We start from the raw sequence: 23,922 nt of genomic DNA, 5'->3' as shown, positions 1-23,922 counted from the left end.
TTGATGAAAGCCGCGCGTCGAGCCGCCGTGCCGCTACTGGGGGTTGCGATCTTCCTTTTGGTGTGGGAGATCGGCGTGCGCGCGCTTGGCGTGCGGTCCATTCTGCTGCCGGCGCCGTCGCTGATCATCGAGGAACTTGCAGCCTCTCCGGGCTGGTTCGCCGTGCAGACGGCCTATACCCTGGGCATCACGCTCGCCGGTTTTGCCGTCGCCGTCGTGTTCGGCGTCTTGTTTGCGGTTGCGATCGTGGAGTGGAAGATCCTGGATCGTCTGCTGTTCCCGCTCTTCGTCGCGCTCAATAGCGTGCCGAAGGTGGCGCTGGCGCCGCTCTTTCTGATCTGGTTCGGGACAGGCGCGGAGCCCAAGATCGCCATTGCCTTTCTGATCGCAGTCTTTGCCGTGGTGATCGACACCGCGCTTGGTCTGCAATCGGTGTCGCCGGATACGATCGACCTGGCGAAGACCTTGCGTGGGTCGCGTCTGAAGGTGCTGCTGCGCATCAAGCTCTATTGCGCGCTGCCGCATCTGTTTGCCGGACTGAAGGTGGCGATGTCGCTGGCTCTGGTTGGCGCCATTGTCGGCGAATTCGTCTCGTCCCAGCGCGGCCTCGGCTATGTCATTCTGACCGCGCAGGGTACGTTCGACACGCCGCGTGTCTTTGCTGCGATTGTCATTCTTGCGGTGCTCAGCGTCGCATTGATTGCGGTGATTGAAGCGATTGAGCGGGTTGCCTTGCCGTGGCATCACACGAATTCGCAACGCTTGAAGTAATCGAGTAGCAGTACATCAAGGACGCCTTTGAGCAAGTAGAAGCAAACGTCTTGTTACGCCAGATTTGTGATTTTTCTTGCAGGCGAAACGCCAGGGCTGTCAGCCGACATCCAGCGATTGCAGCGTGGGCCCCGCTTTCGCACAGGATGTGAAGTACCTCATAAACCCTGGCTCGCACTGGGCGTAACGTTACGCATAGTCTGGCCTCGAGCTGCAGACACGTGTTCGCGCAGAACGCGCTGGTGAAAATCTTGTGCGTAGGGAGGCGTAGATGGCCAAGCATACGCGGACGATCCCGTTGAAGACCAGAGCATCCACCAAGAAATCGCTGATCGCCGGTCGCAAGGGCAAGACACAAAACCCAGCACACAAGTCGGCCGCCAATATGGGAGCGCGAAGGCTGGAACGGAAGGCCGCCGAACCTAGCCGTGCGCACAAAGCGAGAGCCACGGTATCGCAAGACCAGACGGTTAGGGCGGAACGCCAGGTCGGCAAGCTCGAGAACAGAGCCCCAGCTTTGCCAACGCCGATCGGCAAGGCGCCGTCGCGTCCCTTGGAGGTGTTCAATCTTAGCAAGCTTGATCCTGCGATCAGAAAATCGCCGATCAGGTTGAAGGACTGGCTCGACCTGCATCTTCCGTGGCTCGTCGGCCCGCACATCGCCTCGTTCGAGCCGTCGAACGGACAACGTGGCACGATCATGACGGTCCGCGGCTCGAATTTCGCGCCGACCCGCACCGACAACCTGGTGACGATCGGCGGCACCAACGCGCCGGTGCTAGCGGCGAGCAACAACGAGCTCAAGGTGCTGGTGACCAAGGACGTCGATACTGGCCCGGTAGAGATCAAGGTCGGGACGCATACGGCGACCGGCGTTGGCAACTTCGAGATCACGGGCTATCCGGGTGGGAGCGATGAGGACGGCCCGCCGGTGTTCGCCATGGGAGCGGGCGCGGGCGATGCCGGCGACGTTAACCCGATCGGCACGATCCGCGTGCTTGTGGTGGTGTGCCAGGCGGCCGACAAGGTGCCGGCGAACCTCGCGAATGTGCGCACTGCGCTGAACGACCGCTGGACCAACGTGCAGACGTTCTACAACCAGGCAAGCTATACGCGCACGAATGTTCAGTTCGACATCGTCAATACCGCGGCCGCGCTCGACGGCAACTTTGCCGACTTCGTTGATCTCGCAGGCGCACAGAACGTGATCTCCGGCCAGAAGAATCGGATGGCGGCGATTGCCGCGCAGCATGCACAGGACGAGGGCTTCGACCTCAACAATTACCAGATGCTGTGCGTGGTGATCTTCACCAATGGCGCCTTCATCCGCGCCTGGGGCGGGGTAGATACCCAGAATTTCTCCTACGACGACGGCAAGCCGGCGAGCGACCCCACTCACATCCATATCGACATCACGCTCGCCCAGAAGATCAACCTGCTGTGGATCAACGAGAACGCCAACTGGGGTCGGTTCGCGCACGAGTTCGGCCACAACATCGTCTCGGCCCCAACCGAGACGGGCGACGGTTCGGCCACCTTGGGCGAGGACGTCTATGGTTCTGACCTAGTCGACCCGGGCGCGGCGACCGCTCAGGAATTCGAACTGATGGGCGACCACGACAGTCATCCGATCTTCACTGGTTATCACCTGGAGAAGCTAGGCTATTACCAGGGCGTGAACATCAAGGAGTTGCAGTGGGACCGCAACCCGCACAGCGAGGAAGTTGACCTGATCGCCCACGGGCTGGCCGAGGACAATAACGCCAACCGGTTCCACCTGCTCAAGATCAAGATATCGAACGCGCTCACCTATTTCGTCGAGGTGCGCCAGCGTCCCGGCACCACGACGCAGATTTTCGACGACAGCATTCCGGTCGGAGCGGCGCCCAACCAGGGCGGCGTGATCGTGACCCGGGTGATCGCCGACGAGATGCACAACAATCAGCAGACCCGGTTCATAACCCTGATGCATGACGACCGGGTGCAGATCGCGAACGATATCATCGATGACCCGGCGCGGGCACTCCGCATCACGGTACTCAACGACTCGGTGCAGGCGCGCCCGCTGGTGTGCCGTGTGCGTGTGGAATGGTCACAGACCATCGCCGACGATCCCAACGGCTCGTTCGATCTCAATGTCGAGCCGTGGGACTCGAACTGGCAGTCGCCCGACATCTGGGTCGATCGCGATCCGTTCGGCGCCTTCGATAACGGCACCGACTCCCAGGGGCGGCCGCTCGGCAACGGCGACAAGCCGTGGGTCAACCACATCAACCAGTTCACCGCACGCGTGCATGTGAGCGGCGCGATGGGCGCAAGCAATGTCAAGGTGACGTTCTACGCGATCACGCCGCCGGGCGTGGGCGACAACGGCAACTGGGCGCCGATTTCGGTGAAGACCATCGCCAACATTCCGCAGAGCGGCGCCATCGACACGTTCTGCAACTGGGTGCCGGTGGTTGGAAAGCATACCTGCCTGAAGGTCTATGCGTCGCAGCAATTCGGCGAGATTTCCGGCGGCAACAACGGCGCACAGGAGAATGTGTTCGAGTTCCAGGCAGCTGGCTCGAGCCCGGCCGACCCGCTGTTCATCAAGACGGCGGTGCGCAATCCGCTGGACGAGCCGCGCGCCGTGCAGCTCTCGATGCGCGGCTTACCGCTTGGCTGGGCGGCGCAAATCCCGCACGCCTGGGTCTGGCTCGAGGGCAAGGCCGAGAAGGAGATCGACGTGATGGTTTGGCCGGTGGCCGACGTCAACGTCTACAAGTTCGGCAAGAACAGGGAAGGGCGCTTCCCAGGCACGGCGCCGTTTCGCGTCGCCGGCTTCATCGAGCGCGGCTATGACGTAGCGATGGACATTTCCGGCACGGTGCCTGGGTCGCGCTTTTATGCGATTGGCGGCACGTTCTACCGCGTGAATGTGCGCAGGAAAGCGACCATCCGCATGGAGGTGGAGGGCAAGGAGCGCAAGGATAGCGTGACAGTGCATGGCGCGGTCGCGCCGGCGCGCGGCGGCCAGCGCATCCTGGTGGACGTGCTGCTGCCGGACGGCAAGACACACCGCAGCACCGAGACCAAGACCAAGGCAAACGGGGCGTTCGACGCTAAGATAAGCCTGCTGGACGAGGACCAGAAACTACAGCCAGGGACCTACCGGGTGCAGAGCTTTATCTTCAACGCTGATGAGCTTGCCGACGCGGAGTCAAATGTACTGCACATGACGAGGTGAGAGATCGATTCTCCGATCATCGGCCGCCTTTCAGGCCAACTCGGTGTCGATGAGCCTGGCCCCAGCAGTCGAGACGGTCTCGCACAGGCGGCGGTTGCCGGCGAGCTCAACGATCTTCAGGTGAAAGCGTTCGTCTTCCAGCGCCCAGCCAATGATGTCAGATACCTTCAGCCGAGCGTCCACTCGGTCAAAAATTGCATCGAGCTCGTTGAAACAAGGGTGAGCAGTTCGGTGTATGGCGTGCTGTTAAGGCGCGGTTGAGCGGCGATATCGTGATGCGACTGCTGAGCTTGAGGACTTGCCGCTTACGCTTACTGCCTTCGTCTTCTGTGACTTCGACGACAGAAAGAGGAAGCCCTGCTTAACCTGCGCCAGCGTGCTCGCGCCGGCCTGTCGCAGCCGAACATACCTTGAGATAGATGCCGAGCGCGTCAGTGGGTGATGGCGCCGGGCGTAAAGAATTTCGCGCACCGGATGCATCGCTTGAACTCGCCGCGATCGACCTCGCGCTTTTCCCGTCCAGCCCGTCCAAACATCGCGCCCTCCGGGACGTGCTGGAAAAGCTCGGCACGCTTGAAAGTACATATGTGATATCTAGCATCATAGATGAGTGTTGTGTTTGACTAATCATTTCCTCCGGACTTATTCATCGGCCAACGAGAACGGAGGGAATGTTGACTGGCGGCATCGAAGTCGAGCGGCGGGACCAAGGCGTCCACGTTGTCTGGATCGACAATCCAGAACAGAAGAATGCGTTGAACAACGCGCTGATCGTTCAGCTCACCGAGGCCTTTTCGCGCCTTAGTGCCGATGAAAACTGCCGGATTGCCGTGCTTCGCGGTCGCGGAGGCATCTACTGCGCGGGCCGGAATCTGCGCGATGTCCTTGCGCTCCAGTCCTCGGAGCCCGCCGTTTCGGCTCAGCGTTATGAAGAACTTCGGCGATTGAACGAAGCGATCCACTATTGCCGCAAGCCGACGGTCGCGGTGATCGAAACCTACGCGTTCGGCGCCGGCATCACGGTCGCAAGCTGGTGCGACATCGTCCTCGCGGCGGACGATGCCCTGATCTCTTATCCCGAATTGAGCCACGGCATCCCGCCATCGCCCGCGATTCCGGCGCTGCTGCACAGCGTTTCGCGAAAGGTCGCGATGGAATTGATCCTGACGGGGCGGAGGATTTCGGCCGCGGAGGCCGAGAGGATCGGGCTGATCACGCGCTGTGTCGTCAAGGCGGAGCTGGAGGCCGAGCTGCGCGGACTGCTCGACGGCATCCTGCGCGGCGCGCAGGCGACCATCGAACGCACCAAGGAATTCATCTGGCTCGCCGAAGATGCAAGCCATCGTTCGGCCATGACCAGCGCGGTGGACAGCATCAGTCTCGGCGTGCTGTCGCCGGAGACCAAGCGCAGGATCGAGGCCTTCTTCGCACGGCCGAAATCGTCTGACGCGGTCTCCAATAGAGGTTGAGGCCATGCCTGTCTTGCTTGAACGACGTCGTCATATCGGTCTTGTCACCCTGTCGCGGCCGCACGCGCGCAATTGCTGGGGAGAGGACTTCAATCGCGAATTCCTCACGGTATTCCGCGCGATCGAGCAGGACGACGAGATCCGCTGCGTCGTCATTACCGGCGACGAGGCGGGCGGGGCGTTTTCCGCCGGCGCAGACTTGAAGAATCCGGATACGCATTCGACCGCCACGATGGCGGACTTCATCAAGAGCCTGCCGAACTGGCGCGACTTCCCGGTCCGGGTCGTCAGCGACTGCCCGAAGCCCGTGATCGCCGCGGTGAACGGTTATGCAATCGGGATCGGATGCATCCTCACCTACGGCTGCGACCTGATCGTCGCTTCCGAACGCGCGGAATGGCGCCTGCCGCAGGCGAGGCTCGGGATCATGCCGGCTTATGGCGGCGCGGTCCGTCTTGCGCGCTGGATCGGCAAGGGTAACGCAATGAAGCTCGCGATGGGATTTCCGATGTCCGGCGAAGAGGCCTACCGGTTCGGGCTCGCGCAATGGCTCGTTCCCCATGAAGAACTCATGAAGACCGCCTTCGAGGTCGCCGAGTCGATCGCCGCGCAGCCACCGCTCGCGACCAGGCTGACCAAGGAATCGATCGACCGTGGTCTCGATATCCCAAACCTCAACGATGCTTCGCTGGTCGATGCCTATCGCTTCATGGCGCTCGAACTGACCGAGGACAAGAAGGCCGCGCACGAGGCCTGGCGGGAAAGGAAGACGCCGGAGATCACCGGGCGATAGCCGCTATCAAATCAAGAAAACCAAGAGAGGGAAGGAAATCATGATCGGCAGGCGCAAGGTGCTGCTTCAGATCTCGGCGGCTGGTTTGGCGGTCGCTGCCGCGTGCGTCGGAGCGCGTGCGGAGGACACGATCAAGATTGGCGCAGCCTATGAGCTCAGCGGCAACTTCGTGTCTTTCGGCGCCGCCGGCAAGCGAGGGGTCGAGCTCGCAGCCGACGCCTTCCAGGGCCGCGTGGCCGGCAAGCCGATCGAAATCGTGTTCAAGGACAACCGCTCCGATGCCCAGACGGCGGCGTCGGCGATCAATGAGTTGCTGCAGCACGGAGTCAAATATCTCGTTGGTCCGGCGTCGAGCGTCTCGATTGCCGCTTCGATCCCGGCTTGGCGGCAAAGCAAGCCACTCTGGGTCGCGAGCGGCGCCACCACCGCCATCGAGGAGCAACTCGGCCAGGAGCCTAACCTCTATCACATCTACCCCTACACGTACGATTACCAGCGGGCCACCGCTGCTGCGCTCAAGACGATCCTGCCCGCAGGCGCCCCGATCGCGGTGATCTATGCCGATGACAATTACGGACGCTCGAGCCTGGCCGCCGTGCGCAAATATGTCGGCGAAGCCGGCCTGAAAATCGTCGCTGAGGAATTGATCCGGCCGGGCGCCAACGACCTCAATCCCACCCTGACCAAGGTCAGGATGGCCCGGCCGCAGGCCGTCATCAATCTCGTGCAGGCGGCCGACCTCATCACGTTGGCGAAGCAGATTCAGATCGCGCGCTTGAATGTGCCGTACCTCGTCAGCGGCGGCGATGTCGGATCCGTCGAATGGCAACAGTCGGTCGGAGATGCCCAGGAGGGATGGATCGGCGTAACGCCGTTTGCGCTGGGCGCGCAGCGCGCCGGCGATTCCAGGCGCGCCGACATCTTCCCACCGCAGGACGAATGGGAAAAGCGTTTCAAGGACAAATACGGCTTTCCGCCGAACTGGAACGATGCCGCACACTACACTGCGGCGGCGATGCTGCTGCTCGCGCTGGACCAGGCCGGCGGCGACGATCCACAGAAGGTCAGCGCGGCGCTCAATGCGATGGACGTGCAGACCCCGATGGGGCGCGGCAAGTTCGAGAAGATCAACAACACGCTTCACCAGGCTTTCTCCGATGCCCTGGTGTTCCAGAGGCAGGGCGGCCGCAACGTCGTAATCTATCCGAAGGACGTCGCGACCGGAGCCGCTAAATCCAGGGGTTGATAACGTCCAAGGCGGCGGAGTTCGTACGGTGCTTTACCTTCAGTTTCTCATCGATGCGCTGCTCCTGAGCGGCATCTATGCCCTGATGTCGCTCGGGCTGTCGCTCAGCCTTGGTGTCACGCGAATCCTCAACTTCACCCACGGTGAGGCGGTGATGCTGGCGGCCTATGGCGCGTTCTGGCCGTTCTTCCTGTACGCCATCGATCCGCTGATCGCGCTGCCGTTCATTATCGTCATTGCCTTCGTCTCCGGGGCGCTCCTGTTCCGGTATTTCCTGCAGGACATGATCAGGGCGCCGCATTTCAATCAGATCCTGCTGACCTTTGGCATCGCGCTCGTCCTGCAAAACATCGCGGTCATCCTGTGGCGCGGCGACCTGCGCTCGGCGACGCCCGATTACGCGCTGCAGGCGATCGATCTCGACCTCGTCTTCATTCCGGTCGGCCGCCTGATCGGCTTCGTGCTGGCATTGATCCTCTCGGGCCTCTTGCTCGTCTGGCTGCGCTACAGCTTCACCGGTCGCGCGGTCCGCGCGTTGGCCGAAAATCGCGACGCCGCCGCGCTGATGGGCATCGATGTCCTCAAGACCTACCGGATCAGCTTCGGGATCAGCACGGCGCTGGCGGCCGCCTCCGGCGTCATCCTCAGCACGATCGCGCCGATCTCGCCGTTTCTCGGTCTCTCAGCCCTGATCAAGTCGATCGAGATCATTGTTCTCGGCGGCATTGGCAGTTTGGGCGGCACCATCCTGGGCGCGCTGGTGCTCGGCATTGCGGAGACCGCGGTGGCCTATTTCGTTCCCGACGGCTCGGGCTGGGCGTCCGGCGTCGGCTTCGGACTGTTGTTCATGATCCTGATCCTGCGGCCGCGCGGCTTGCGCGGGCAGGCTGTCGAGATCTGACCAAAGATGGGTGCGCCAGTGATCAAGCAGCGAATGCTGTCCGTGGCCGGAACCGTGTTGCTCGTCGCCGCGCTGGGGGCGGCCGCCGCAGCCGGCGGCCGAGCCACCGACTGGGCTTTTCAGATCGCGGTCATTATCCCGCTGGCGATCAGCTGGAACATCATGGGAGGCGCGGGCCTGCTCTCGCTCGGTCAGTCCGCGTTCTGGGGCGTCGGCTATTTCGCCAGCGCCATCATCTCGCATGCGAGCTTCGGCTCCTTCACCGCTAGTCTCCTGGTTGCATTGTTCGCCGGCATGTTCGCCGGCACAGTGCTGGCGCTTCTGACCGGCCGGCTTCGTGGCGTGTTCTTCGCCATTTCGACGCTTGCGCTCTCGGAAGGCTTACGTGTCGTGGCGACGATGATGCCCGACCTGACCGGAGGAGCGGCCGGGATCTATGTCGAGAACGCGGTTGGTCCCGCGCCGTGGGTGATCGTGGCGACGGCAGTGGGATTCGCCGGCCTGTCGGTTCTCGTCTCGCTGGCGCTGTCGTGGTCGCCGCTGCAGCTTGCCATGCGCGCGATGCGCAACAACGAGCACGCCTCGCAGATGCTCGGCATCAATCCGCTGTTTTATCGCACGCTGGTATCCGGGCTCTGCGGCTCAATGGCGGCGATCGCGGGCTGCCTCGGGGGCTGGCGCGGCGGCTATGTGACGCCCGAGATCGCTTTCGACCTGAACTACGCCATCCTGGCCCAGATCGCTCCGATCCTCGGCGGAATCTACACGGTGCCCGGCCCAATCCTCGGATCGATCGCCGTCGTCATCCTGTCGGAGATGACGCGATTGCTCCTGGCGCAGGAGGGCTACGGGCTCCTGATCTACGGTCTCGTCCTCGCCGTCGCCATCAAATACATGCCGCACGGGCTCTATGCGCTGTTCGTTCGGCCGTCGCAATCCGTGCCTCCCGCATCGCCAGCCGTTGCGTTGCCGGCTGTCGCGCCTGACGATGCGCGGCGCGATGTCGGTGGGCGCGAGGCCGCTCCGGAACTCGAGGTGCGCGGATTGAGCGCCGGATACGGCGAGGCCGAGGTGCTTCGCGAGGTTTCCTTCAAGCTGGAGCGTGGCGAGGTGGTCTGCCTGCTGGGTCCGAACGGCGCGGGCAAGACGACGCTCACGCGCGCCCTGATGGGTCTGCTGCCCTCCGGCGGCGAGGTGCTGTTTCGCGGCGCCCCGCTAACCGGCGCGCCGCCGCACGTGCGCGTCGGGAAGGGACTGGCGCTGGTTCCGGAAGGCAGGCAGGTGTTTCCCAACCTGACCGTCGAGGACAATCTGCTGCTCGGCGCTTATGTCGAGCGCGCTCGCCGTAACAGGGCCGCGAAGCTTGAAGAGGTTTATTCGCTGTTTCCGAAACTGTCGGAACGGCGGCATCAGCAGGCCGGACTGATGTCGGGCGGAGAGCAGCAGATGCTGGCGCTCGGCCGTGCCATGATGTCCGAGCCGAAGCTCCTGATCCTCGACGAGCCGTCGCTCGGCCTCGCGCCCAAGGTCATCATCACGGTCTTCGACGCCGTGAAGAAGATCGCGGCGACCGGTATCAGCATCCTGATCGTCGAGCAGAACGCGTTCGCAGCGCTCAGCGTCGCTCACCGCTTCTACGTCCTCGGCCATGGAAGAATCGCTCGCTCTGGCCAAAAGGCAGACATCGAGGACATCCTCAACGACCCGAACTCACTGATCGGGCTTTCCGAGACGGCCAACACGGCCAGTGCCAAGGGAGCGCGCGTTGCTTAGCGTCCGGAGCCTCCACCGCAATTTTGGCGGGCTCGCGGCCGTCGCCGACGTCTCGTTTGACGTCGGAGAGGGCGAGTTCGTCGGCATCATCGGCCCGAACGGCGCCGGCAAGACCACCCTGCTCAATCTGATCACGGGCTACCAGAAGCCAAACGCCGGCAAGATCCTGTTTCGGGGCCGCGACATCGCAGGCCTGCGTCCTTACAGGGTCAAGCGCCTGAAGATCGCAAGAACCTTCCAGGTCGTGCAGCCCTTCAACGAGATGACGGTCAGGGAAAACGTCGAGGTCGGTGCCCGGTTCGGCCGTGCCGCATGGCTTTCCAACAGTGAGGTGGAGGAGGACTGCGCGCGGGCGCTCGAACTCGCTGGCCTGTCGAACGTCGCGGGCATGCCGGCCGGCGCGCTGACGCTCGGCGAAAAGAAAAGGCTGGAGCTTGCCCGCAGCCTCGCCAGCCGTCCCGAGCTGTTGCTGCTGGACGAGGTGATGGGCGGCTTGTCGTCGCGGGAAGTCCGCGACCTGGTCCAGGCATTGAAGCGCATTCATGCGTCGGGCGTGACTGTTATCATGATCGAGCACGTGCTCCATGCGCTGTTCCAGTTGGTCGCCAGAGTGCTGGTGCTGGATTTCGGCCGCAAGATCGGCGACGGCGATCCCTCCGCGATCATGTCGCAGCCCGAGGTCTGAGCTCTTATCTCGGCCGGCCGCTGCATCAGAACGAATTCGTGCATCTGGCGCGGCACAGCAGTCCAGCATCGGAGTAGCCACCAATGAAGCCCTTGGCGAACGTGAAAGTCCTCGATCTCGGCAAGGTGATCGCGGGGCCGATCTGCGGGCAGTGGCTCGGCGATCTCGGCGCCGACGTCATCAAGGTCGAGCCGGTCACGACCGGCGACGACACGCGCGCCTGGCCGCCGCATGTATCAGGCGAGTCCGCGATGTTCCTCGCCTTCAACCGCAACAAGCGAAGCCTTGCAGTCGACATGAAGACCGCCGAGGGCCGCGACATCGTTCACCGGCTCGCCAGGCAGTCGGACATCGTCATCCAGGGTTTCGGCGCCGGCGCCGCTAAGCGGCTCGGCGTCGACTATGAGACGCTGTCGTCGCTGAAGCCGGATCTGATCTATTGCGAAATCTCCGGCTATGGCCGGTCCGGTCCGTTGGGCGACCTGCCGGGCTACGATGTGATGATCCAGGCTTTCAGCGGCATGATCAGCACGATGGGCTATGAGGATGGACCACTGGTACGGGTCAGCTTCTCGCCCATCGACCAGTCAACCGGCATGCATGCGCTGAGCGGCATCATGGCGGCGCTGATCGAGCGTGGCAGGACGGGCAAGGGCGCCTTCATCGAAGTCTCGTTGTTCGAAACCGCGATGGGGCTTCTCGGCTACATGGCTTCGAATTTCTGGCAGGGCGGGGAGCGACCCCGGAAGATGGGCTCCGGCCATTCGACCCTTTGTCCCTACCAAGCCTTCGAGGCCGCCGACGGCGCGCTATTGCTGGCGGTTGGAAATGACGGCCAATGGCGGCGCTTCTGCGATATCGCTGGCCTCTCGGATCTCAAGGACGACGAGCGGTTTGCGACCAACAAGGCGCGGGTTGCAAATTTCGATGCGACCGTCGAACGCGTTGCCGCGAAGATGACCAGCGACACCGTCGCGAACTGGGTCGAGCGGCTGGCGCAGGTCAAGGTGCCGTGCTCTCCGGTGAACACGCTGATGGATGCGCTCGCCCATCGGCAGGTCGACACGCGCCAGATCGCGGTGCGCCAGGATCATCCGAAACTCGGCGAGATCAGGACAATCGCCTATCCCGTGACCTTCAACGGTCAAAAGACGGAAGCCAGAGTGCCGCCCCCGCTGCTCGGACAGCACACGTTCGAAATCCTGCGTGGGCTCGGCTTCGACGCCGACAGCTTGTCCGATCTGGCCGCGCGGCGGATCGTGGCCGGTCCGGTGCCGCGTCATGCGTGAGGCCTTCCATTGACAGGCAGGCGGCCGGCTGATCGCTTGCGCCATCGTCAACTTTTATCGGGCAAGCCATGGCTGCAAGTGAGGGTGTGAAATCCGCCCGTCGGGTCCTCGAAATCCTCGAACTGTTCGACCGCAGGAAGGCGCCGCTCTCGGTCCAGGACGTCACTGACGAGCTCGGTTATCCGCAATCCAGCGCCTCGCTGATTCTTCGCACCATGACGGCGATGGGATATCTCTATTATAAGGGTTCCGAGAGGGTCTACAGGCTCAACCCGCGGGTTGCGCTGCTAGGGGGCTGGCTCAACGAATCCCTATTCCACGAAGGCCGGATCTCGGCGTTAATGCAGGATGTCAGCGAACGTACGGGCCAGACAGTGATGCTCGGCATCGAAAGCCGACTGCGCGTGCAATATGTGCACATTGTCGAGGGCAACGGGGCTATCCGTCTTCATCTTACGCCGGGGCTGACGAGAGCACTCTCCCGCTGTTCGATCGGTCTGATCTTCCTCGCCGACCGCACCGACGCCGAGATTCGCCGGCTGATGCAACGGTTGGTGAGCGAAGACCCCTCATCGATGCCCATGAGCTATGAGGAGCTGTTCGAAAAAATCCACCGGGTGCGCAAGCTCGGCTACGCGATCTCAGCGAATCTTTCGGCCGAAGGCGTAGGCTCGATTTCGATCAAACTGCCGACGATCGTCAGCGGTCGGCCGATCTGCCTTGCTGTCGGTTGCACCGACACGATGCTGTTCCGCGAGGAAGCTCGCTTTGTCTCGATCCTAAGGGATGCGGCCCACCAATACTTTGATAGCTAACGGGCACCAAGGCGACAGGAGCTCGTTGTGGGTGAGGTGCGCCGTCTCGCGAATGAGTTGGCAGTCCGGATAAGCACCGCCTTAATGGTTGTAGACGCTCTCGGAGCCGCAGCAGAGGCGGCTTTAGATAAGCAAGGAGAGATCTGGCACCAAGATGTGCTCGTCTAGGAAACCTAAATCGAGGCGGGACATTGAGGCAGAGAAGATGGTGCGCCTTCGTGTGTAGCGGGGAGGGCGGCCGACCTCGTGCATGGCTTCGACATGAAGGTCGACAATGTCGCCGAGCGTGCGGACTTGTGCGGCAACCTTTGGTTTCGGTGATCCACTGCGGTCAATGTTGCGCTCCATGTCGAGCGCCCAAGCTTCACCGTCCTTGCGACGGCGAAAGGTCTCTGACACATAGCGGTTCTTACAGCGGACCTGGACGCGCCAGTTCCCGGATGGCAATTGAGTGAAGCTGGCGACGGCCGTGTGCACTCCCCAATTCGTATGCGCTACGTCTGCACTGAGAGGTCAAAACGGGTACAAACGTGTGCAATTTCGGCTAGCTTGGAGTGCACATGTTCGTGTTTCATCCTATTGAGAGGATAGGGTAAGTTATTGAAATCGCAAGATTATCTCTTTTCTGTGGCGCCCATGATGGATTGGACCGATACCAGGTGTCGCGTCTTCCATCGTCAGCTTTCGCGGCGGGTACGGCTTTATACGGAGATGCTGACCACCGGCGCCGTCATTCATGGCGACCGCGCGCGGCTGCTTGGGTTTGATGCGAGCGAGCATCCGGTGGCGTTGCAGCTTGGCGGCTCCGATCCGCGTGAGCTCGCGGCCGCGGCCAGGATCGGCGAGGATTTCGGCTATGACGAGATCAACCTCAATGTCGGCTGCCCGTCCGATCGGGTCAAGGATGGCCGGTTCGGCGCCTGCCTGATGGCGGAGCCGGCGCTCGTTGCCGAGGGTGTTGCGGCGATGAAGCGCGCGGTGAGGGTTCCCGTGACGGTGAAGTGCCGCATCGGGATCGACGACCAGGATCCGGAACTGGCGCTCGATACGCTCGCGCGCGGCGTGATCGAAGCGGGCGCGGATGCGCTGATCGTGCACGCAAGGAAAGCCTGGCTGAACGGCCTGTCGCCGAAGGAGAACCGCGACATCCCGCCGCTCGACTATGATCGCGTCTATCGGCTGAAGGCCGCCATGCCCCATGTTCCCATCATCATCAATGGCGGCATCGCGAGCCTCGAGGAGGCGAAGCGGCACCTTGTGCATGTCGATGGCGTGATGCTGGGCCGCGCCGCCTATCAGGAGCCGTGGCGGTTGTTGTCGGTCGACCCCGAACTGTTCGGCGTGGCGGCGCCGCACGCCACGATGCAGGACGCGTTTGAGGCGATGATCCCCTATATCGAGGGCGAACTCGCGCGCGGCGCGCGACTGCATGCGATCACGCGGCATTTCGTCGGCGCGTTCTTCGGCGTGCCGGGGGCGCGCGCGTTCCGCCGCCATCTCGCCGAGCATGGCACGAAGCCGGGTGCGGGCGTCAACGTGCTGCGCGAGGCGATAGCGCTAGTTGGAAGCCGTGCGGCCGCGCCGATGGCGGCCTAGCACCTCCGGATAACCGGTCAGCATCAGCTTGTCGGCGCGCACGCCCCAGCTTTCCAGCCGATCCAGGAAGCTCATGCCGAGCAAATTGGTCTTCATCTGCCCGCGCGGCACCACCAGCGCCGGAATCGACTTTTCGACCAGGTGACCGACGGCGAGGCGATCGAGCGTCAGCCGTGCCGCCTTGGTGTGGCCGCCGGCGGTTTCGAGATCGACATTGTATTCGAGCATTTCGATTGGCAGCCCGATCGCCTTCGCGGTCTCCCAGGTCAACACCACCGAGGTCGCGCCGGTGTCGATCACCATCGGCGCGCTGACCCCGTTGATCTTGGCGCGCAACGCGAACTCGCCGCCCTGTCCGCGCGGGATCTGCACGGCAGGGCCGGGGGTCACAACGTTCCCGCGCAGCATGTGCGAGACTTGGCTACTGGCGCGCGCGATCTGTTCGTGATCGCCATAGGCGACGACCGCGCCCGCGGTCGCAACCAGCAACAGGAGCACGAGGAGGACGCGGCTCATGACACTGCCTCCCGCGTCCAACGCACTAGAGCATGATCCGGAAAAGTGGACACCGGTTTTCCCTCGTGACAAACGCGAAGCGTTTGCGCGGAGATCACGCTCAAACAAAGAACTCGAGCGGGATGACGCTTCGAAGAAAAGTCACCACGCTCTAGGCGCGCTTCGGGCGCGCGTCCATCGGCTCGAGGCCCGCTTCCGCCATGCGCGCGGGCAACAGTGCCATCACGGCGAGGCGCTCGGCGCTGTCCATCTTGTGCCAGCGCGCGATCTCCGGCAGCGTCCGCCCACAGCCGAAGCAGAGCCTGGTCCTGGGGTCGATCATACAGACTGCGATACACGGCGTTTCTGTGCTCATCCATCGATAGTGAAACGATTTCGATCGCGGGTGCAAGCAAGTCTAGAGTCCGGTGCCTGCACTCATGATCGGCTTGTGGCGCCCCCTTTGCTTGTCGTCGGTCGAAGGAATCGAGGGTTGCGGCTGCAAGGGCGGCGCTTCCTCGGCCATCGGCGCGAGCGCCGACATCACGCGCTCCGGCGGGAAGGTCACGATCACCTCGGTGCCGATGCGCAGCTTCGACTTCAGCGTGAAGGTGCCGCCATGCAGATCGATCAGGCTCTTGGCGATCGGCAAGCCAAGTCCCGCGCCCTGTTCCGCCGACTTGATCGAGTTGGAGCCCTGGCCGAACGATGCCAGCACGATCGGAATCTCGTCCTCGGCAATGCCGGAGCCGGTGTCCTTCACGCTGAGATATTGGCCGCCGGAGGCGGTCCAGCCGACCTTCAGCCAGATCTCGCCGCCTTGCGGGGTGAACTTGATCGAGTTGGACAACAAATTGAGCACGATCTGCCGGGTGGCGCGCTCGTCGACCCAGATCCGCGGCATGCCCTGCTCGAACACTTCGTGGATGGTGATGCCGCGGCTGGTCGCGCGCAGTTTCAAGAGATGGTGGCAGTCGGCGACGACATGCAGCAGCGAGACCGCTTCCTCGTTGAGCTCGTAGCGGCCGGCCTCGATCCGCGACAGGTCGAGGATCTCGTTAATGAGGTTGAGCAGGTGAACGCCGGAATTGTGGATGTCGGCAGAATATTCCTTGTAGACCGGCACCGCATGCGCGCCGAAGATCTCGCTCTTCATCACCTCGGAGAAGCCGAGGATGGCGTTGAGCGGCGTGCGCAGTTCGTGGCTCATCTGCGCCAGGAAGCGCGACTTGGCGACGTTCGCGGCTTCGGCGCGATGCCGCGCCTCGTCGGAGATCGCCTTGGACTGTTCGAGTTCGGCGATCAGCACGTCCTTCTCGGCGCGCGCCTGCAGCGTGGCGAGCGTCGTCGAGTGCAGCCGGTGGGCAAGCAGGGCGAAATAGCCCTCGGCGCCGAGCGCGAGCAGCGCGAACACGTAATTGTCAAAGGAACCGCTCAGCACGAAACTGACGGCGATCGCGATCGTCACCGGCGCGGTGGCCGCCAGTGCCGCGATCGGAAGGCTCGCTGCGAGCATGCTGGAGACCGCGATCACGAGCAGCATCAGGAACATCATCAGCGCATTGGAGGCGGCGTCCGTGCCCGCGGGGTGAGTCAGGATCACCGTCCAGAACAGGCCGTAGAGCAGGTCGAGCAGCACGAACCGCGTCTGCCATTTGCGCGTCGCGGCAGGCGAGGGGGATTCCTTCAGGAACTTGGCACAACTCTTCACGGTCGCGGCATGGACTCCGAGTATGCCGATGGTCCAGGCGGCCGCCACGAGCGGCTCTCGCCACACGCCGAACAGCACGCCGGTGGCGATCACCAGCAGCATCACGACGTAGGATGCCGAGATCCGCGTCTGGGCGTATTGGCGGAGCAGTTCGGTGTCGAATGCGGGGCGGGTCCCGCTGGTTGACGTTAACCGATCCCGCGCCTCCCGGACCCGCTGCGCTGCGGCGCGGCGGCTGTTGACCGGCGCGGCAGCCTGGGGCTCGGCCGGCAACTGGACAACTTCAGGCTTTTCCGCGGGATCACTCATTAACAACACAAAATCCTGCCCGCAAACCGCACGGGCTTTTGCATTGTCTATCTCTCGCGCCAAATCATTAAGCGATGACTTAGAAAGCTAAAGAATCTCGTTAACGAGAGGTTAAATTAACGATTGGCGTTTGGGCGAATGCGCCTCAAACCTCCCCTTGAAAAGGGGAGGTCGATTTGCGCGGAACCCGCAAACCGGTGGGGATCATTTCTCTCCACGAACGCCGGTGCGCGTGGCTGACCCCATCCCAACCTTCCCTTTTCAGGGGGACGGAGCCTAAGCAGCGTGAGGCGCGCTTTCAGGCTTGCGAAAGCACCCCGGATATTGTAACTAACTTTCAGTTACGTTCGGCGGGCTGGAATGTCGCAAGTAGATAAGCTGAAGCGTTCTTTTCGGGATTGCCGCAGCACCTTTCGCTATTGCGACCTTGAACGGCTGCTCACCGGTGTTGGGTTCGACGAGGTCAGGGCTGGGAAGACCGGCGGCAGCCGGAGAAAGTTCATGCACCGGACAACCCGGGTGATGATCTGGCTTGACGAGCCGCATGATGGCGAAATGAGACCGGCGATGGTTCGCCGCCTGCGGCTGCAACTCGAAAGTTTGGGTCTGATATGAGCACAGTTCGGTACCGCGATTATCAGGGTGAGGTCCAGTTCGAGAGCGGCAAACTCGTTCTTCGGATACTTCACATCAACGATCTGATCACAACCGAGGTCGATAGTGCCTCGGAGGTTGAAGCAGCATTTGCCGGGCTTGTTGAAGATTATCTAGCCTCCTGCGCTGAGCTGGGCAGAGAGCCTGACAGGCCCTTCAAGGGGCTGTTCAACGTCCGCATTCCGCCTGACTTGCACAAGAAAGCCGCCTTTGCAGCCGCAGACGAGGCCGTCACGCTGAACGCCTACGTCGTTGCTGCTCTGGAAGGTAAACTTGGGTCTCCGACATTCATCAGCCATCACTCGGGAGATGTGCGCAATGCGTCCACTCTCGCAGGCTATCTGCGCCTTTCGCTTGTGACGTCCCCAGTGAGGTTACATCCAGCCGTCGAGGGAGAACATGAGCTCGACAGCCTGACAGGGGAAGTCCACATCGAGATCGACCGATTCGTTGCCAAGAACGAAATTGATCCAGTCTATCTCTCGAACGCCTACTACTTGGTTCCTGAGGTCGTTGGAAGCGACGCATTTGCCGTCATCCGCGAGGCCATGACAGCCACTAACAAGGTCGCTCTTGCTCGGATAGGAGGCAATGAATTCGAGCACACCATGGCCGTAGAGCCTCACCGAACGGGCATGGTGGCCACCATGCTTCGCAGCGCCGATCAGGTCCGCGACCCGAGCGACCTCTTTCACTCAATTAGAGACGTCAAGGTCACCAAGGACATGATCGACCTAGCCAAGCACATCGTTGAACAGAAGGCAGCTACTTTCGATCCGCGCAAGTTGAAGCATGCACCGAAAAAGCGGAAGAAGGTTTCAGACCAACCCGAGCTGGTACTTTCCCGCACTCGCGGGAATGTCATCGACCTGATGGATGCGTTGCGGCGAAGTGCTCGGGGCAAGAGCGCCACTAATCCGGATGCTGGTGCACCCCGCCGTAAGGCCTGAAGGTCATCGAGCATTCTCAAGCGCGGCCTGCGACATCACGGGATCGGTGCAAAAAGGCCTGAAACGGCGCATCGGTCTCGCGTCGGTTAGTCGATCTTCAAAACGCCGCTGCGTGGGAGCGCAGGGCGATCGCTGATGCGTGTCGGGAACGGGAGGGTACATTACCATGCACGCCAACCCAGGCGCACGCATGTTTTGTTCGACATTCCAAAGGCTTGTTCGGGCGAAATTGATGCACCGAATTGCACCGAGGTGCAAAATTCCCCTTGAAAAGGGGAGGTCGGTTTGCGCGGAACGCGCGAACCGGGTGGGGATCATCTCTCTCCACGAACGCCGGTGCTTGTGGCCGACCCCCATCCCGACCTTCCCCCTTTCAGGGGAAGGAATGCAGCCACGCGCCGTTAACGTTCCAGCCGCGCGAGCAGGCTCGACGTGTCCCAGCGCTTGCCGCCCATCTTCTCGACTTCGGCATAGAACTGATCGACCAGCGCGCTCACCGGCAGGTTGGCGCCGTTGCGTCGTGCTTCCGCGATGCAGATCGAGAGATCCTTGCGCATCCATTCCACCGCGAAGCCGAAATCGTACTTGCCATCGTTCATGGTCTTGTAGCGGTTCTCCATCTGCCAGGATTGCGCCGCGCCCTTCGAGATCACGTCGATCACGGCGGTGACGTCGAGCCCCGACTTCTTGGCGAAATGGATGCCCTCGGAGAGGCCCTGCACCAGGCCGGCGATGCAGATCTGGTTGACCATCTTGGTGAGCTGGCCGGAGCCTGCCGGTCCCAGCAGCTTGCACAACCGCGCATAGGCCGCGATGACAGGCTCGGCGCCTGCATAGGCGTCTTCCTTTCCACCGCACATCACCGTCAGCACGCCGTTCTCGGCGCCGGCTTGTCCGCCGGAGACCGGCGCATCGACGAACTTGAATCCCGCTTTCTCGGCGGCGGCATTGAGCTCGCGCGCGACTTCGGCGGAAGCGGTGGTGTGGTCGACGAAGGTCGCGCCCTTCTTCATGCCGGCGAATGCGCCTTCCGGGCCGATCGTGACCGCGCGCAGGTCGTTGTCATTGCCGACGCAGCACATCACCAAATCCTGGCCTTCGGCCGCCGCCTTTGGCGTCGGCGCCGCGCGGCCGCCGAACTTCTCGACCCAGGCCTGCGCCTTCGCCGGCGTCCGATTGTACACCGTCACCTCGTGGCCCCCCTTTTTCACGAGATGTCCTGCCATAGGGAAACCCATCACGCCGAGACCGAGAAAAGCGACTTTAGCCATGTCTGCTACCTTGTTTCTTGCCTAATAACCTTGGGATTTGCCGGCGACATTGGACGGGCCGGACGGTGTTTTTCAGGCGGGAGGGCCGCACCATAAACGCTGCGCCGCAGAGGGCAACGGCTCGTTTGGCCGACATCAGCGGTTTTGTGTTATGATAACTCACCAACGAACCTCACAAAAATGGGAGTGAGACATGAATGGAAGAGAGGCGGGCGCAAGCGTAGGCGTGCTCGATCATTTCAACATCCGCACCCGGAAACTCGCCGAAACCGTCAAGTTCTATGAGGAGGTTTTGGGCCTGGAGAAGGGCGCTCGGCCGAATTTCGCCTTTCCCGGCGCCTGGATGTACAGCGAGGGCAAGCCGGTGGTTCACCTCGTGGACATTTCCCCGACCGACGAGCCGCAAAAGCCCGACTCCGGCGTGGTCCATCATGTCGCCTTTGTCAGCCGCGGGTTCACGGCGATGAAGCAGCGCCTTCAGTCCAAGGGCATGAAATTCGATTCCCGGCAGGTTCCGGGCGGCGACCTCTGGCAGATCTTTGTGCACGATCCCAACGGCGTGATGATCGAGCTGAATTACGAGGTCGCCAAGGAACAAGACGCCGCAGCGCCGGCCGAGCGCGCCGACGACGTCGGCGGCAGGTAGGAACCTTTCGGGCGCGGCGTAAACCGCGGAATCTATTGCGCTGGCACAACTACCCTTTTCTGCCGATCCGTCATATCTGTGACCTCAGCATGAAGATATTCGGCAGGAGAGCGGCTGTGAGCGTGACGCAGCAACAGGTTCTGGAGAAATTGGCGGGCGTGACGTCGCCGCGCGGCGTCGCTTTGACCAATGCCAATGTGCTGTCGCCGATCACGGTCAGCGACGGCAAGGTGTTCTTCTCGATCAATGTCGATGCCGCGGAAGCGCGCGCCTGGGAAAGCGTGCGCGCGCAGGCCGAGAGCGCCGTGCGCGCCATTCCCGGCGTCACCGCCGCCATGATCGCGCTGACCGCCGAGCGCAAGCCTGGTTCGGCCGCCCCGCCGCAGCCGCACCGTCATGCCGGCGGCGGCATTGCGCCGGCCTCGACGCATCGGCCGCCGCAGGGCGCGCCATCGCCGATGTCGCGGCAGGCGGAAATCCCCGGGATCGCCGCCGTCATCGCGGTGGCCTCGGGCAAGGGCGGTGTCGGCAAATCGACCACCGCGCTCAATCTCGCGCTCGGCCTGCGTGATCTCGGTTTGCGCGTCGGCCTGCTCGATGCCGACATCTACGGTCCCTCGGTGCCGCGGCTGACCGGAATCCGCGAGAAGCCGGCGCTCAACGACGACAAGAAGATGATCCCAGTCTCCCGCTTCGGGCTCTCGATCATGTCGATCGGCTTCCTGGTCGAGGAAGACACCGCGATGATCTGGCGCGGGCCGATGGTGATGTCGGCGATCACGCAGATGCTGCGCGACGTCGCTTGGGGCACGCTCGATGTGCTGGTGGTCGACATGCCCCCCGGCACCGGCGACGCGCAGCTCACGCTGGCGCAGAACGTCCCGCTCAAGGGCGCCATCATCATCTCGACCCCGCAGGACCTGTCCCTGATCGACGCGCGGCGCGGGCTCGCCATGTTCAAAAAGGTTAACGTGCCCGTGCTCGGCATCGTCGAGAACATGAGCTATTTCCAGTGCCCGCATTGTGGCACGCGGTCGGACATTTTCGGCCATGGCGGCGCCCGGCATGAGGCCGAGCGGCTGGGGGTGCCGTTCCTGGGCGAAATTCCCCTCCATATGGCGATCCGCACCACCTCGGATTCCGGTAATCCGGTGGTAGATAGCGAGCCGGACGGGCCGCACGCGGCGATTTACCGCGCAATCGGGACCAAGGTCCGCGACCAGCTCCGGGGCGTGATCGCCGCGGCTTGACGGTCATTTCCGCCTGGTATTTCCCCTCGCGCCCCTCCGACTTTCGTCCAGTCCCGTCATGCCAATGTCGCGTTTCCGCGGGCGGCCATCCGTGTTAAACGGCCCCGCCAAAGCGCCCCGGAGCCTGAGGATTCGCCCGCCCGGATGAGATGTTTTGGGGACAAATGGGAAACGCCCCGCAAGGAGATGCCTTAAGATGAAGCGTCGTGACTTTTTGAAAGTTTCTGCGGCCGGTGCGGCCGCGACCGCGGTCGCCGCGCCGGCGATCGCGCAGTCTTCTCCCGAAATCAAGTGGCGCTTGACCTCGAGCTTCCCGAAGTCGCTGGACACGATCTATGGCGGCGCTGAGCAGCTGTCGAAATACGTCGCCGAGATGACCGACAACAAATTCCAGATCCAGGTGTTCGCGGCTGGCGAGATCGCCCCGGGCCTGCAGGCGCTGGACTCGACGTCGACAGGCACCGTCGAGATGTCGCATACGGTGGCCTACTATTACGTGGGCAAGGACCCGACCTTCGCGATCTACGCCTCCGTCCCGTTCGGCCTCAATGCGCGGCAGCAGAACTCCTGGTGGTATCAGGGCGGCGGTGAGCAGCTCGGCAACGAGTTCTTCAAGAAGTTCAACGTGATCGGTTTCCCCTGCGGCAACACCGGCACCCAGATGGGCGGCTGGTTCCGCAAGGAGATCAAGACGGTCGCCGACCTCTCGGGCCTCAAATTCCGCATCGGCGGCATCGCCGGCCAGGTCCTGCAGAAGGTCGGCGTGGTGCCGCAGCAGCTTGCCGGCGGCGACATCTATCCGGCGCTGGAGAAGGGTACCATCGACGCTGCCGAGTGGGTCGGCCCCTATGACGACGAGAAGCTCGGCTTCCAGAAGGTCGCGAAGTACTACTACTATCCGGGCTTCTGGGAAGGCGGCCCGACCGTCCACGCTTTCGTCAATCTCGAGAAGTGGAATGCGCTGCCGAAGAACTACCAGGCGATCCTCACCAACGGGGCCGCGAATGCCAATAGCTGGATGGCCGCGCGCTACGACCTGCAGAACCCGACGGCGCTGAAGCGACTGGTTGCCGGCGGCACGCAGCTCCGTCCGTTCACCAACGAGGTGCTGGAAGCCTGCCTGAAGGCGACCAACGAGCTGTGGAGCGAAATCTCCGCTAACAACCCCGACTTCAAGAAGTCGATCGACGCGATGCAGGCCTACCGCTCCGACGAATATCTGTGGTGGCAGGTCGCCGAATACACCTACGACAGCTTCATGATCCGCTCGCGCACCCGCGGCTGAGCAGATCTCAAGCAGTAGACGGACAGCCCGGTCCCCTCGCGGGGGCCGGGCTTTTTTCGCGAACGCGAACATCCCGGATTCAGGCGTTCGCCGCGGCTCGAACGATTTCCTCCATTTCGCCGACGAGCGGAGCTGCGCTGACTTCGGCGGCAATGATGTCCTTGAACCGGCGGGCAGCGATGAGGAATTGCGGCTCCCGGATCAGGCGCGTCATCGCAGCGGCAATTTCCGTTTCCGTAGCGGTCGGCGGCAAGACCAGCCCTACGCCGCGGGCTTCGACCCGCGCGGCAATGTCGCCCTGATCGCGTCCGAATGGCATGACCAGAAGCGGCAGGCCGTGGGCGAGCGAGCGGCTCGTGGTGCCGTGGCCACCGTGGCTCACAACCAGCGAGGCTTCCTTCATGACCGCATCATGCGGGGCGCTCGGCAGCAGCGTGACATTGTCCGGCGCATGCAGAGTTGTCTGTTCCAGAGCAGGTCCGAGTGTTGCAACCGCGTCCATATCGACGCTTCCTGCCGCGTTGATCGTACGTTGCAATGCTTCCGTCTGATCCTGATTGGTCGTGCTGAAAGAAATTAGCGCGCGCGGACGATCCCCGTGGGACCAGGGAGATATCCACGGCTTCGACCAGTTCGAGGAATCCAGGAGTGGCCCGATGTAGCGGACATTGCCGGGAAGGAAATCGGGGGCAAAGTCGAACGCCGCACTGGAGTGCCCCCCAAAAGTGAGACACGGGAAATTAGGGACAGTTCTCTAACGGAGAACGTATGCCCAACAAATCCC

Annotated in this window: 23 protein-coding genes; 16 read left to right on the top strand and 7 right to left on the bottom strand. The window is 62.6% G+C overall.

From position 1 onward, the window contains the following. The first annotated feature begins 3 nt into the window (after positions 1-3). On the top strand, positions 4-771 hold the full coding sequence (locus AAFX91_RS04740; protein WP_394565697.1) for an ABC transporter permease: 768 nt from the start codon (positions 4-6) through the stop codon (positions 769-771). Positions 772-1,042: 271 nt separating this feature from the next. After that, positions 1,043-4,000: an IPT/TIG domain-containing protein gene (locus AAFX91_RS04735; protein ID WP_394565696.1), complete on the top strand. Its 2,958-nt coding sequence runs from the start codon at positions 1,043-1,045 to the stop codon at positions 3,998-4,000. Between the two features lie 30 nt (positions 4,001-4,030). Here AAFX91_RS04735 and AAFX91_RS04730 read toward each other — a convergent pair whose 3' ends face one another. Next, entirely contained in the window at positions 4,031-4,237 is a 207-nt protein-coding gene (locus tag AAFX91_RS04730; protein WP_394565725.1) for an FCD domain-containing protein, read from the bottom strand. Positions 4,238-4,671: 434 nt separating this feature from the next. On the opposite strand from AAFX91_RS04730, the gene AAFX91_RS04725 reads away from it, so the two are divergent. From AAFX91_RS04725 to AAFX91_RS04690, 8 genes are all read left to right on the top strand, one after another. Next, complete coding sequence (locus tag AAFX91_RS04725; protein ID WP_394565695.1) at positions 4,672-5,469, top strand: enoyl-CoA hydratase/isomerase family protein; 798 nt, start codon at positions 4,672-4,674, stop codon at positions 5,467-5,469. Positions 5,470-5,473: 4 nt separating this feature from the next. Further along, entirely contained in the window at positions 5,474-6,262 is a 789-nt protein-coding gene (locus AAFX91_RS04720) for an enoyl-CoA hydratase/isomerase family protein (RefSeq protein WP_394565694.1), read from the top strand. 40 nt (positions 6,263-6,302) lie between these two features. Then, entirely contained in the window at positions 6,303-7,508 is a 1,206-nt protein-coding gene (locus tag AAFX91_RS04715) for an ABC transporter substrate-binding protein (protein WP_394565693.1), read from the top strand. 28 nt (positions 7,509-7,536) lie between these two features. Further along, a complete protein-coding gene (locus AAFX91_RS04710; RefSeq protein WP_394565692.1) occupies positions 7,537-8,409 on the top strand; it encodes a branched-chain amino acid ABC transporter permease in 873 nt (290 codons plus the stop codon). A gap of 18 nt (positions 8,410-8,427) precedes the next feature. Further along, the gene (locus AAFX91_RS04705; protein ID WP_394565691.1) at positions 8,428-10,182 is read left to right on the top strand and encodes an ATP-binding cassette domain-containing protein; all 1,755 of its coding nucleotides are present in this window, start codon (positions 8,428-8,430) and stop codon (positions 10,180-10,182) included. Continuing rightward, a complete protein-coding gene (locus AAFX91_RS04700) occupies positions 10,175-10,867 on the top strand; it encodes an ABC transporter ATP-binding protein (RefSeq protein ID WP_394565690.1) in 693 nt (230 codons plus the stop codon). The genes AAFX91_RS04705 and AAFX91_RS04700 overlap by 8 nt, the downstream gene beginning before the upstream one ends. An 83-nt stretch (positions 10,868-10,950) precedes the next feature. Beyond that, positions 10,951-12,156, top strand: coding sequence for a CaiB/BaiF CoA transferase family protein (locus AAFX91_RS04695; RefSeq protein WP_394565689.1), 1,206 nt, complete (start codon positions 10,951-10,953; stop codon positions 12,154-12,156). 68 nt (positions 12,157-12,224) lie between these two features. Continuing rightward, positions 12,225-12,971: an IclR family transcriptional regulator gene (locus AAFX91_RS04690; RefSeq protein ID WP_394565688.1), complete on the top strand. Its 747-nt coding sequence runs from the start codon at positions 12,225-12,227 to the stop codon at positions 12,969-12,971. 123 nt (positions 12,972-13,094) lie between these two features. On the opposite strand, the gene AAFX91_RS04685 is transcribed toward AAFX91_RS04690, so the two are convergent. After that, positions 13,095-13,448 carry a hypothetical protein gene (locus AAFX91_RS04685; protein ID WP_394565687.1) on the bottom strand — a complete coding sequence of 118 codons (354 nt, stop codon included), beginning with the start codon at positions 13,446-13,448 and terminating at the stop codon, positions 13,095-13,097. Between the two features lie 159 nt (positions 13,449-13,607). Between AAFX91_RS04685 and dusA the strand changes: the two genes are divergently transcribed. Next, positions 13,608-14,567, top strand: coding sequence for a tRNA dihydrouridine(20/20a) synthase DusA (gene dusA / locus AAFX91_RS04680; protein WP_394565724.1), 960 nt, complete (start codon positions 13,608-13,610; stop codon positions 14,565-14,567). On the opposite strand, the gene AAFX91_RS04675 is transcribed toward dusA, so the two are convergent. From AAFX91_RS04675 to AAFX91_RS04665, 3 genes are all read right to left on the bottom strand, one after another. Further along, the gene (locus tag AAFX91_RS04675) at positions 14,529-15,083 is read right to left on the bottom strand and encodes a TIGR02281 family clan AA aspartic protease (protein WP_394565686.1); all 555 of its coding nucleotides are present in this window, start codon (positions 15,081-15,083) and stop codon (positions 14,529-14,531) included. The genes dusA and AAFX91_RS04675 overlap by 39 nt on opposite strands. Positions 15,084-15,234: 151 nt before the next feature. Further along, entirely contained in the window at positions 15,235-15,438 is a 204-nt protein-coding gene (locus AAFX91_RS04670) for a DUF1289 domain-containing protein (RefSeq protein ID WP_282527608.1), read from the bottom strand. Between the two features lie 42 nt (positions 15,439-15,480). Next, the gene (locus AAFX91_RS04665; RefSeq protein WP_282527609.1) at positions 15,481-17,082 is read right to left on the bottom strand and encodes a HAMP domain-containing sensor histidine kinase; all 1,602 of its coding nucleotides are present in this window, start codon (positions 17,080-17,082) and stop codon (positions 15,481-15,483) included. Between the two features lie 360 nt (positions 17,083-17,442). Here AAFX91_RS04665 and AAFX91_RS04660 point away from each other — a divergent pair, with 360 nt between their 5' ends. Together AAFX91_RS04660 and AAFX91_RS04655 are read left to right on the top strand one after the other, a co-directional pair. Further along, on the top strand, positions 17,443-17,697 hold the full coding sequence (locus tag AAFX91_RS04660) for a type II toxin-antitoxin system HicA family toxin (RefSeq protein ID WP_282527610.1): 255 nt from the start codon (positions 17,443-17,445) through the stop codon (positions 17,695-17,697). Further along, positions 17,694-18,686, top strand: a complete 993-nt coding sequence (locus tag AAFX91_RS04655) for a toxin-antitoxin system HicB family antitoxin (protein WP_282527611.1) — start codon at positions 17,694-17,696, stop codon at positions 18,684-18,686. The genes AAFX91_RS04660 and AAFX91_RS04655 overlap by 4 nt, the downstream gene beginning before the upstream one ends. Before the next feature lie 401 nt (positions 18,687-19,087). Here AAFX91_RS04655 and AAFX91_RS04650 read toward each other — a convergent pair whose 3' ends face one another. After that, positions 19,088-19,957, bottom strand: coding sequence for an NAD(P)-dependent oxidoreductase (locus AAFX91_RS04650; protein ID WP_394565685.1), 870 nt, complete (start codon positions 19,955-19,957; stop codon positions 19,088-19,090). A 193-nt stretch (positions 19,958-20,150) separates the two neighbouring features. Between AAFX91_RS04650 and AAFX91_RS04645 the strand changes: the two genes are divergently transcribed. The 3 genes from AAFX91_RS04645 to AAFX91_RS04635 all read left to right on the top strand — a co-directional run bounded on the left by AAFX91_RS04645 (position 20,151) and on the right by AAFX91_RS04635 (position 23,138). Further along, positions 20,151-20,603 (top strand): VOC family protein, encoded by a 453-nt coding sequence (locus AAFX91_RS04645; RefSeq protein ID WP_282527613.1) that lies wholly within the window; start codon positions 20,151-20,153, stop codon positions 20,601-20,603. 116 nt (positions 20,604-20,719) lie between these two features. Next, positions 20,720-21,853 (top strand): Mrp/NBP35 family ATP-binding protein, encoded by a 1,134-nt coding sequence (locus AAFX91_RS04640; RefSeq protein WP_282527614.1) that lies wholly within the window; start codon positions 20,720-20,722, stop codon positions 21,851-21,853. Between the two features lie 196 nt (positions 21,854-22,049). Beyond that, a complete protein-coding gene (locus tag AAFX91_RS04635) occupies positions 22,050-23,138 on the top strand; it encodes a TRAP transporter substrate-binding protein (protein ID WP_394565684.1) in 1,089 nt (362 codons plus the stop codon). A 79-nt stretch (positions 23,139-23,217) separates the two neighbouring features. On the opposite strand, the gene AAFX91_RS04630 is transcribed toward AAFX91_RS04635, so the two are convergent. Continuing rightward, on the bottom strand, positions 23,218-23,676 hold the full coding sequence (locus AAFX91_RS04630; RefSeq protein WP_394565683.1) for a glycosyltransferase: 459 nt from the start codon (positions 23,674-23,676) through the stop codon (positions 23,218-23,220). Positions 23,677-23,922 lie beyond the last annotated feature (246 nt).

This window comes from Bradyrhizobium sp. 31Argb, assembly GCF_043638955.1.
Taxonomy (GTDB): Bacteria; Pseudomonadota; Alphaproteobacteria; order Rhizobiales; family Xanthobacteraceae; genus Bradyrhizobium.
Note: the sequence above shows the minus strand (reverse complement) of the source record. Positions and strands in the feature narration are given on the sequence as shown.